5 protein-coding genes are annotated in these 11,419 nt (G+C 31.0%); all 5 read right to left on the bottom strand.

The window, feature by feature from the left end; translation table 11 throughout:
* Positions 1 to 82: 82 nt before the first annotated feature.
* Positions 83 to 556, bottom strand: a complete 474-nt coding sequence (gene ybeY, locus J7M77_RS04525) for an rRNA maturation RNase YbeY (RefSeq protein WP_296876439.1) — start codon at positions 554 to 556, stop codon at positions 83 to 85.
* A 2-nt stretch (positions 557 to 558) separates the two neighbouring features.
* On the bottom strand, positions 559 to 2,622 hold the full coding sequence (locus tag J7M77_RS04520; protein ID WP_296876437.1) for a cysteine peptidase family C39 domain-containing protein: 2,064 nt from the start codon (positions 2,620 to 2,622) through the stop codon (positions 559 to 561).
* A gap of 59 nt (positions 2,623 to 2,681) precedes the next feature.
* The gene (locus tag J7M77_RS04515) at positions 2,682 to 3,860 is read right to left on the bottom strand and encodes a bacterial transcriptional activator domain-containing protein (protein ID WP_296876435.1); all 1,179 of its coding nucleotides are present in this window, start codon (positions 3,858 to 3,860) and stop codon (positions 2,682 to 2,684) included.
* A 146-nt stretch (positions 3,861 to 4,006) separates the two neighbouring features.
* Positions 4,007 to 5,869 (bottom strand): hypothetical protein, encoded by a 1,863-nt coding sequence (locus tag J7M77_RS04510; RefSeq protein ID WP_296876433.1) that lies wholly within the window; start codon positions 5,867 to 5,869, stop codon positions 4,007 to 4,009.
* 109 nt (positions 5,870 to 5,978) lie between these two features.
* Positions 5,979 to 11,419: SdrD B-like domain-containing protein (locus J7M77_RS04505; RefSeq protein WP_296876431.1), on the bottom strand; the 5,441-nt coding region annotated here is incomplete at its 5' end.

Here is an 11,419-nt window from a genome sequence, read left to right as displayed (position 1 = left end):
TACAATGCAGGCTCCAACTTTAAAATTAGAATAGGGACTATATGAGTTTTTAGTGGCTATAAAAGCTTTAGCAATTATTTCCTTAATTTCCATGATTATCCCTTTCAATCTTCAAAGCATCTAAAATGGCTTTTTGCCTAGCGATCATGATTTTTTCATCTTCACTTTCCATATGATCAAAACCTAATAAATGTAATAAACCATGTGTAAACAAAAAACACATTTCACGATATAAACTATGACCATATTCGATTGCTTGTTTTTTAGCGTGATCAACGCTAATAAAAATGTCTCCTAAACTGCGCGCCATTCCTTCTACATAATATTGTTCACTATCTTCTAAAGCAAAACTGATAACATCAGTAGAACGATCAATTTGACGATACTGTTTATTTATTTCATGAATCTTTTGATCATCGACTAAAATACAAGATAACTCTAAATCGCTGTCAATTTGTAACTGTTTACTCGCTTCTAAAATAATTTGACGATATATTTCTTCATAATCTTCAGTAAAATCACTTACTTCATTAACTAAAGCAAAATCTATTTCCATATTTATTTTATCTCCTCATTTCCATCATTTTTTCTTATTTTTCCATCTTCAATTATAACACACTCAAATAACTCATTCACCAATTTTGTTTGATGAGCAACGATTATTACGATCATTTTACTTTTTTTTAGCGCTAAATAATCCATTATTTTAATAAATCGCCAATCATCGACATTACATAAAGCTTCATCTAAAATCAGCACCTGAGGATTTTTTAATAATGCCCTAATTAACATCATCATTTGTGCCTGTCCTGATGATAAAGGATCACCATGGTCATCGATGATCATTTCTAGTTTATCAATAAACTCAGCCAATTCAAAATAAATCAATAATTCTTTCATTCTCTTTTCATCGTTGCGATTTAAACAAAGATTAAAGCGCAATGATTCATGATAAAAGATCGGCTGTTTATCAAGATAAATAATCTTTTGATAAAGACTATTTAAATCAATTGTCTGCAAATCAATACCATTAATATAAATCTTTCCTTTCAACAAACTATCATGATTCATCAATAATTTTAATAACGTTGATTTCCCCGCTCCCGTATTTCCTTTTAAACAAAGCGAACGATTGATTACTAAATCTAGATGATCGATAATTATTTTGCCATAACCATAACTATAGCTAATATGATCAAATTTAATTTCCTTGATAGGCTCTTTTAAATATCTTTTCTTTTTCCTTTTTTCTGGAATTAATTCTTTATAACGTTCATATAAGATCAAGATTTCATCTTTTTCTAAAATTAAACTAATTATGTTAAATAACGGCTCGATCATATAGGAAACAATTAAATAAAAGAAAATAATTTTCCCTTTACTGATCGTATCTTCTAAATAAGCTAAACTTGCCAGTGATACAACGATAAACAATAATAAACTAATCAATAACTCACTAATACTATTAATTCGATTTAAACTTAGATTCCGTTGATATAAACAATAATTATATTTAGCAAATAAATAATTAATCTTTTCCCTAGCAAATCCTTTAACAAAAAACTGATGGCTATTAAAAACATTTTCTAAATATTCTAAATGTCCTTGATTCATTGTTTCTTGACTTGCAATAATTTCCTGATTCAATGATTTAACTGGTTTTAAATAACGAAACAATACTAAAGCAATTCCAAGTAAAAATATTCCGGTTATTAATGCAATGGAAAAACTTAACATCAGTAAAGTAATAAACAACCCTAAAAGTAAAACCAGATCCATAAATAAGACGGTATATAAATGGATAAAAAACTCGCTAAATTGAAATAAATTTTGGACTTTGCTAATGAGGGAACCAGCCTGGTTGCGCGAAAAAAATGATAGTGGTAAATAAAGCATATTGGATACTGTTTTATTTACATACTCCTGGTTTAAATAACGTTCGATTTCAATTTCTAACTTTTGTCGACTATAGCTAAGCGCTATTTTAATTATACTGACAAAAGCAAAAATAGCGGTAATGATAATAATCAACGAATAATCCATTGAATCAATTTGATCAATTAAATTTTGAAAATAACTAGAACCTAAAATACTACATAATGAAATCAAAATACTTCTTAGCACTAAACTAATAATAAACTGATAATTAGCTAAAATATGTTTACCAACAAACTCTTTAAAACTAACTTCCTTATGATCAATCATTTGATAACGGCCAGCATGTTCATTACAGACACAAATTCCCGTAAAAGCTTCTTTTAATTCATCATGACTTCGTTTTACCAAACCGATTGCCGGATCACCTAAAATAACATAATTTTTCTTTACCTTATATAAAACACAATAATGGGTCATTTCATCATTAATTAAATGAATGATACAAGGCAGCTTAGCTTCAAGCAGCAAAGTTTGATAATCACATTGATAAGCTTTAGCATCAAAGTGATAATGCTGCAAACATTTAACCAAACCATAAACACTAATGCCATTGGGTGTTAATTTGGTTAGCTGCTTGATTTCTTTGATTTCGATTTCTAGATGATAATACTTTAAAATCATCTTGATGCAATAAGCACCACAACTATACTCATTGTCTTGTCTAAATATTGGATATCTTGCCATATAAAAAACCTCCTACTATTTATTTACAACCGCAGGAGGCAAAATTACTTTTTTTATTTTTATTTTTTCATATTTTCGTCTAATTCGACAATACTTTCATCAATAACAACCCGATCATATTTTTCCTGAAGATAAAATTTCTTCTTTACTCGCTTGATGGCTTTACTAGCCCCCGTATAATCACAGTCTAATAAAACTAAAAACTGTTTTATACTGTATTTACAAACTACATCTCCTAAACGAAATGTACTAATTAAGATCTGTTGCAAAGTATTTGAAGTTTCTTCTAGTACTAGATTATTAATTTTAGGGTTTTCAATAATATATTTTTTTGGATGTAACGTTAATAAAATAATACTTTTAGCAGCTCCGTTTCTAAACGATGTTCTAAGCGCTAATTGATAAACACTTTTAAATAACTCATAATCACATACAAAAGCCCCATTAACTGGCTTTTCATTTAAATCAGCATAAATTACATTAAAATCAATTTCATGACTACTTACTTGATTCATATCTAAATAATGTGCCATTTTATTAACCGCATTGTTACTTAACAAGTTTTTAACTTTATAATAATGTTCTCTTGCAAGAACTAATTTCCCCTGTTTAACTAAAGCAAAAACTAAAGCGCAGTTAATATTGTCATCCGCTTCGTTTTTAATTAAAGCTGACTGACAAACTTCTTCAGCAATACTAAACTCATTTTTATTAAGATAATATTCAATTAAAAAATGCGTAACATTTAAAAAATGTGAATTCAAGTAATGACGAATATTCATTAGTTTATCACTAGTATTGATCATTGGTAAAAATGACCCCTGATATAATAATAAAGCTTTTTGATAATATTTGACTTTTTTATCATCATCTAATTCATTTCTTCCTAAACGATAATAGTTAACAAAACTATCAACATCAAATTCTAATTCAATCTCACTATTCCAATAATAAGTTCCCTGTGATGACAAAATATAATCATATTTACCAAGATATTTGTTTAAAATTCCCCGTAATCTAAAAATTAAAGCTTTTAAAGCATTAGCTGGATTGGAGGAACTATTATTAGTAAACATTAATTCCTGTAAATCAATTGAACTCAATTTATGGCGATGATGATATAAAATATACGCCAGTAAGATAGCTAATTTAGGTGAATTGATATTATTAAAACTAAGTGTTTTTTGATCTTCAGTTGTAATTGTATAAGTATCTAAAAATTCAACTTTCAGTTTCATAAATTCTCCCATCATTTTTAAACATATCAATAGTACCCTTATTATACCTCATTTTGTCAAGTTTAACTACCTAATTCGATTTTTAATCACTTAATAGTATAAACAACCCCGCTAGGGGGTTGTTTAATCTAATTAGGATGATTTAATTAAGCTTGTTTACTTTTTCTTTTCTTTAAATAATAGATAAATACAACAATTGCAACAGCTATGGCCGCTCCTCCACCAATTAGATAACTATAACTAGAATTAGATTTACTAGTTTCTTGTTTAGTTCCCTTAGTTAATGGTGTTTCATCTTCTTCAATAATTTCCGTTTCTTGCTGCTGATAAGGAACAATGTTACCATCTTGATCAACCGTTGTTACAGTTCCATCAGGGTTATTAATAACAGGATTTCCAGTTGCCCCATCAATTGTAATCATGGTTCCATCAGTAGTAGTTCCTGTTAAAGTAGTCGTTGGTAAACTGGTTGTTTCTTCAACAGTCTGGTTTAAAACAATCTCATTATTAGTATCATTAATATCACGATAAACTAATACATAATTTCTTCTAGTTGAATAAAACTCATGATCATAATGATTATCTTGACCAGCTAATAAAATGTAAGTTTTGCCGTTACTTTCATATTGTAATGGTACATCAATTGATAACGGTTCATCGACATTAGCTATTACTTTGGTTGTATAAATTGTTTCTTCACCAACATTAGTATGGGATACATCCAGATAAGTGATGGAAACTTCATAACTATCAATTTCTAAGCCTTTTTCAACAAAGTAAACATCATATTGAGTAGTTGTAGTTCCAAACTTATGAGTGATCGTAGTCCCATTAACATAAGATGGCTGGCTACTGTTTAAAATATAGGTTTTTTCATCTTGTTCAATACTGCTTTCAAGATCAATTGTTTTTGTTTTTCCAGGATCAACACTATATTCATGGATTTCTAATAAATTACCTGTCGCTAAATCAATATAATTTACTTGTAATGGCTGACTAGTAGTATCATCAGTTTCAACTTGCTGATAAAAAACCTGGTATGTTTTTTGGTTATCACCAAAAGTATGGCTGATTTTATTGCCATTTACTAACTGATACAATTTTCCATTTTTCATAAAACTGTTTGATGGTGTATGTTCAACTGTCTTTTTATTTTGAACCAATAATGTTTTAGTTAATAAAACACTATTGCTACTTTGGTCAACATATTGAACTGTAATATTATACGGTTTTGCCGTTTCATCTTCTTGAACTTGATAACGAATTACAGTTTGTAACTGTCCTTGTCCATAACTTTGACTTACTGTAGTACTATAACCATTCATGATCTTATAAGTACGTCCATTTACTGTGGAAACAAAGCTTTCAGGAACTGTTGTTTTACCACCGTTAGTTTCACTTACATCATAAGTAATAGTTCGATGGGTAAGCCCATCTTGATCAACTAAAATAACACTGCTTAAAAAATTAGGCTGCAGTCTTCTTGCATACTGAAAAGTATAAGATGTTGTTCCATAAGGAATCGCAACATAGTTATTGCCTTTAATATCATAAGCATTGCCATTATAATTTATTACACTAGCACTAGTATACGTACAGCCACTGTTATAAGTAGCAATTGCTTGTTTTTTGGTAGCAATCGCATTGCCATTTTCATCGGTAAAGTTAATTGTTACATAATACTGATTTAAACTGGCAATCTGCTGGATCGTGCCATCAGGCAATTGTCTTATCGCTAGATTAGCACTTCCACCAGTTGCTTTTACCCGAATTATATCTTGTTTACCAGGGGCAAGCGTTTTTTGACCACTAGCTCCGTTAGTTTCATAAGCATAACTAATCGTTTCGTTACTATTATTAGTAACTGTAAATAAACGATCGTCTGGATTATCAGAAATTTGTGTTCCTAGTGTTAGATCGTTTGTGGCGTCAGCATTAATTTTTAAACCGGTTATGGGAATAACTATTAATGCTAAAACTAATAATAATTTAAAAATCTTTTTCTTCATCAATCATCCCTCCTCAATACAATCCTATCATAGCATTTGACTATCACATTGATATCACAATTATCAAAAAAACGCCTCAATACTTGATTTTTTTAAAGAGGCAGCATAATTACTGCCTCTTGATTAATTGTTTTCTTTTACGGTTCAAACCATAAGCGGTTATTAACGATAAAGCAGCTAAAATTACATATCCGAAAATAACCTTATCATCACCGGTCATGATTCCATCAGTAGAACTATCAACTGTAGTAGTTATCGTTGTGGTCGTTACTGTTGGATCATAAACGCCTAAATCCCAAGTCATATCATAACCATCTTGATCTAGATAGAATGAACGTGTGTAATAATACGTATCATCATTGAAATAAATACCATCACTATCAATTGCACCATCTTCACCCTGTGAAGATAAAGTAACGTTATAATTAGCTGGCACTTCAAATTTCACACGATAATAACCTTCTTTTAGATTATTGAAGATGTAATAACCTTGTTCATTAGTATAAGTGACAGCAACTTCTTGCCAGTCATCTTCATTAGTAATATCACCAGTATTAGTTTCCAAAACAACTTTAATACCACCAATACCTGTTCCCTCTTCGTCCTGGATACCATTAACATTGCTATCATACCAGACATAATCACCAATTGCCCCGCGTGATTGCACTACTCCAGCATCCCAAGTTAAATCAACTGTATTATAAGCTAGATCAATTGGATCAGTTGGATAACCAAAACCAGGGATATATTGATTCAAGGCATTAGAATCTAAGGCTTGATCATCACCTGCATAAGGAATAGTAATTTTGGTTGTAATTCCTAGATCAAAGATTACTCGATAATCTATCTTAGTATACGTAGAACCTTCAAGATTCGTAAATAAATAATAGCCTTCTTCATCAGTAACTGTTTGTCGATAGTATTGCCAGCTACCATCTTCGCTTTCACGTTTAAACAGATAAACTGTTACTCCCGCAATTGGGCTGTCGCCTTCATCCTGGATACCATTAGAATTATTATCATTAAAGACATAATCACCTAAAGCACTATATAATCGAGCACCACCATCAACATTTGAAACTACTTCATTTAAACCGATTTCAATTACATTAGTATATCCACTAACACGATTATCAACTGTTTCAATTTGATTGACGACATCGCTATCGATCGTATCATCATCACCGACATCACCAGAAGCAATACTATAACCTTCAGGGAAAGTGAATTTAACTACATAATAACCATTATCTAGTTTATCAAAATAATATTTTCCATCTTCACCGACAGTTGTTTGACCAACTATCCAGCTTTCATCAGGTAAAGCGTTGATTATATCAAATTCTTCGCTTACTTGATATAGAGTTACAATTGTTCCCGGTACTAAGATAGTATCAATTTCATTTTCTTTTTCATCATAATAATTTTGAATATCCGAATAATCACGATCTTCAAATACAACTCCAGAAAGAGCACTATACACAGTAAGACCGGCATCAATTGACATATCACTGCTATGATATTCAAGGGTAATTAAATCTGTTCTAGCCACCATTGTATCTTGATTAGCAGCATCAATAATTGGATTTGAATCATATTCCTGGTCATCAGTAGCATTATTAGCACTAAAGTAATAACGATCTAGATAACCGCCACCAACTTTAGGAACAACATCACTAATATCAAATTCAACGATATAATTTCCTTCAATTAAATCAGCGAATAAATAATATCCATAACGATCTGTTTTCGTTGTTGCCAGCGCCTGATTATCAATAATATTTCCATTTTCATCAGCTTGATATAACCGTACTGTTACATCAGCAACTCCAGTTTCATCTGGATCTTGGATACCGTTTTTGTTGGCATCAAACCAGACATAATCACCTAATGATCCTTTAGCAATAAAACCAGCATCTAATGTTAAATTGGTTTCTCCAGCTAAACTAGCATCGCCTAGTTTAGTTGCTGTTAAAGCAAAGTATTCACTAAAGCAATATTCATCATCGTCACTAGCTTGATCTCCAACTTTAGTTTGATCATCACCAATATTTGAATCAATTTCATTTTGACGTTTACCATTTTCATCAAGAGCGTAGCGTTTAGTTGGTACATAAGTGTATGTCGATTCATCTTCTGGAATCGCAAATTCAACCCGATATTCATAATAACGATCACCAACATAATCATTTGGATTTTTAGAATTAGCATCAGTTTTGCCACTCTTTAAAACATTACAATCCTGATTAGTAAACTCATAATGACCATAACTGTCACTTCTAGTAGTAAATTCATCATCGCTAAAGATTTCCAGGCGAACTAATTTACCTTCATCATCATAAGTAGTTACATATTTGTGTAAAGTAATCATTAGTCCTTGAACTGGAATATCACTATCATCCTGGATTCCATTACGGTTTAAATCATACCAGACATAATCGCCAATTGTTCCTTTTGGTAGTGTTAACTTGGCTTTTACTTCACGGTTTTCCGTAATATCCGATTTAGAAATCGTATCACTGCCAAAGCGCTGTACTGCAATTAACGCTGAATTGGCCATATATTTACCTTCTACTTCTTCAATTTCATCAGTAGTATATTCTGGAGCAGCCATTTTAATCTGAATTGTAACTGCTTCGCCTGGTTCTAATAAATCATTAGAAAAATCAAATTCAATTGCAAAAGCACTTACTAAGTTCAAATCTCCAGTATATTCACTCGCTTTGACCCATTGATGTTTGCCACTGTTCCAATCATCATCGCTCCATGTGTCATTGTAAACAATTGGCAATTCTTCTTGAGCTGTATATTTAGTTCTTTGTTCTTCTTTCCATTGATCAAACTTACTGCTTACATCATTACCAACGCAATAATATAATGTATAATTAAAGTCTTTTTCATCTTTTAAAACATCAACATAGCGTAAAATTGGACTTTTAGCTAATGTCGTTGAACGGGCAGTATAGTTATCATCTGTTCGATTGACTAATGAATCACCAGCAAACGGTAAAATATCCACTACCCGTGCTTTGCTGATAGCACGATCAGACTGGTTATCATCGCCACCGTTTTTGAAAATAATTTGATAATCTAAATCTTCACCTGGTGCCGTTGAAGCAATTTGATTATAATTTAGCCAATCATCGTTATAAATACCTTTAACTTGTTTATAAATTGATAGATAATTTGTTTCGTTAATGATAATTTCACCAACACTAAATGGATATTTCAAGCCCGTACCTGTTGTATCAATTTGATCACGACCAGTAATTTCATCTAATGTCTTATCATCAACTAATGTATTAGCACTGCTGCCACTGCTTGTTTCAACAGTGAAACTATTTCCATAAGGATTTTCTATTGATAAAGCTGTAGTTACTCCACTAGTAAAATAAGCTGGAGTTGATAAAACCGTACTTGTATCATTAATTGAAGTCGTCCCCATATATTTGATCGTGATTTTCATATTTGGTTTAAACGCAAATTCTTCGTCTAATAAGATTGTAATTTTACGAGTCTGTTTTCCGGTATTAACCAACTTACCATCAATAAATTCACGGGCTTCAATCAAATCGTAAACAACCTGATATTTTGACGGTTCTAATAATATACCACTTGTTGCATCTTCTTCATTATAGACAACCACTTGGAAATTAGTTGTTTGACCAGTAAGATCATCAACAGTATAACTATTAGTATTTAATGACATTCCCACTGGTAAATCAAAACTAATAATTGGCTGGATAATTGTTCCATCAGGATCATCTGTTTCCGTTTTATTAATTACGGTAATCGTACTTTCAATCGAATCACCTGGTTTATATATTTTATTAGCTTCTCCAGAAACAATTCCCAATGATACTTTTGGTAAAGTAGTTTCATTTAATGGGTAGAAAATATTTACTTTACTAGTAACATTTTCATAGATAGCATTTTGATTAGTTCCTGTTTCATCTTTATAACTATAATGATAGATTACTTTGGCATCATTAGTTACCTGTCTAATTTCGTTAGCGGTAGCATCAGAAGGACGTTTATTGATCGTTACATCTAAGTCAATTCCTTCAGCTTTAAATCCTTCACTAATCAAACCATTTTCATTATAATATTCAACCTTGATCTTTGTTGCTTTAAGATCATCTAATTCTACTTTAATATTTTGATTAGCATCTGGCACATCAACAACTAAATCATCTCTGGTTTGCCAGTTAGCACTACCTTCACCTTGATAATAAATTCGAGCTTTAAGATTATTACCCAATTTATCACTAGCATGATAGATTGTTACTGCATCGATTGTATATGGATCACTTGGATCAACTGGAACATAATCATTGTTGGCATCGAGATAATATAATTGCATATTTGTATCTTCAACAACAACTTTGCTTACAGGCACATCATTTTGACCATCAGCATAATCTCTGATTGTAAATTTTTCTACATCTTTACTATCTAGTAATGGTGTATTAACGGTTTTAGTTTGAATTAAATCACCATTATCATCGATATATTTACTAATTTCTTGATCAATATCCATAATGTTTGCAATCTTATAGTTTTTAAATACAAGATAATTACGCCCATCAGGATTATCTTTTGATAAAATAACTTCTTGATCTTGTAATGGATAAACCGTTACTTCTTGTTTAGTGGCAAAATATTTATCGTCTAAACTATAGCCATCAGGCGCTTTAATTTCTTCAACTAAATATTTGCTGCCAGTACTATTAGCTGGTAATAAATCACTAATAGCTAAACCATCTTTATAACTAGTAATTTCAACTGGTACAAAGCTAGTATCATTGACTTTACTGATTTTAAAGACTGCTCCTGATAATCCTTTGTTATCATCACTGGCAACCTTTTTAATCACTAAACGTCCCATATTTGATTTATTAATGATTACGCCATTTTTACCATCTTTTACTTCTGGTAAATATTCAATTACTTCGTTTTGATTAGCTTTAACTGTAACTGGATATTTTTTGTTATTTTCCTGATAACCAGTTAATCCTTTTATTTCTCTTACATAATATTTACCAGCAGGTACATCTTCAAAAACAATTTGACCTTTTTGATCAGTCTTTTTACTTATAACTAATTGATCATTTTCTTGATATAAACCAAACTCTACATTTGCAAGCGGTTTATTATCAATATTTAAATAACTGCTTTGATCATTATATTTAGTTAATTTGATCGTACCTAACGCCTGATTGATTACGGTATCTTCACCGGGACTAGTTACAAACGTAACTTTTCCAACCGCTACAGTAAAGTTAATTGGTTCGCTTATTTCAAAACCATCAGGGGCTTTAACTTCTTTTAACTGATAATTTCCGGGATCAATAATATTTGACAAAAATTCACCATTTTCATCATCAACAGTAAATTCCTCAAAAACATTTTGATACGTACCGTTTACTTCTTTCAATAACTGGAATGTAGCTCCTGGCAATCCTGTACCATTAGGTTTAGTTTTAGTAAAGCTAAACCGTCCTTTAGTTGGAATATTAACAATAGCCTGATCACCAGTACAGTCACTAT

Origin of the sequence: Thomasclavelia sp. (assembly GCF_017889095.1) — a bacterium.
GTDB lineage: Bacteria > Bacillota_I > Bacilli_A > Erysipelotrichales > Coprobacillaceae > Thomasclavelia.
The sequence above is the reverse complement of the archived record's forward strand: the minus strand, read 5'-3'. Positions and strand labels throughout refer to the sequence as shown.

Bases quoted from the DNA above. Each gene is read 5' to 3' on its own strand.
- ybeY (WP_296876439.1), bottom strand. From the start codon at position 556: ATGGAAATAGATTTTGCTTTAGTTAATGAAGTAAGTGATTTTACTGAA.
- J7M77_RS04520 (WP_296876437.1), bottom strand. From the start codon at position 2,622: ATGGCAAGATATCCAATATTTAGACAAGACAATGAGTATAGTTGTGGT.
- J7M77_RS04515 (WP_296876435.1), bottom strand. From the start codon at position 3,860: ATGAAACTGAAAGTTGAATTTTTAGATACTTATACAATTACAACTGAA.
- J7M77_RS04510 (WP_296876433.1), bottom strand. From the start codon at position 5,869: ATGAAGAAAAAGATTTTTAAATTATTATTAGTTTTAGCATTAATAGTT.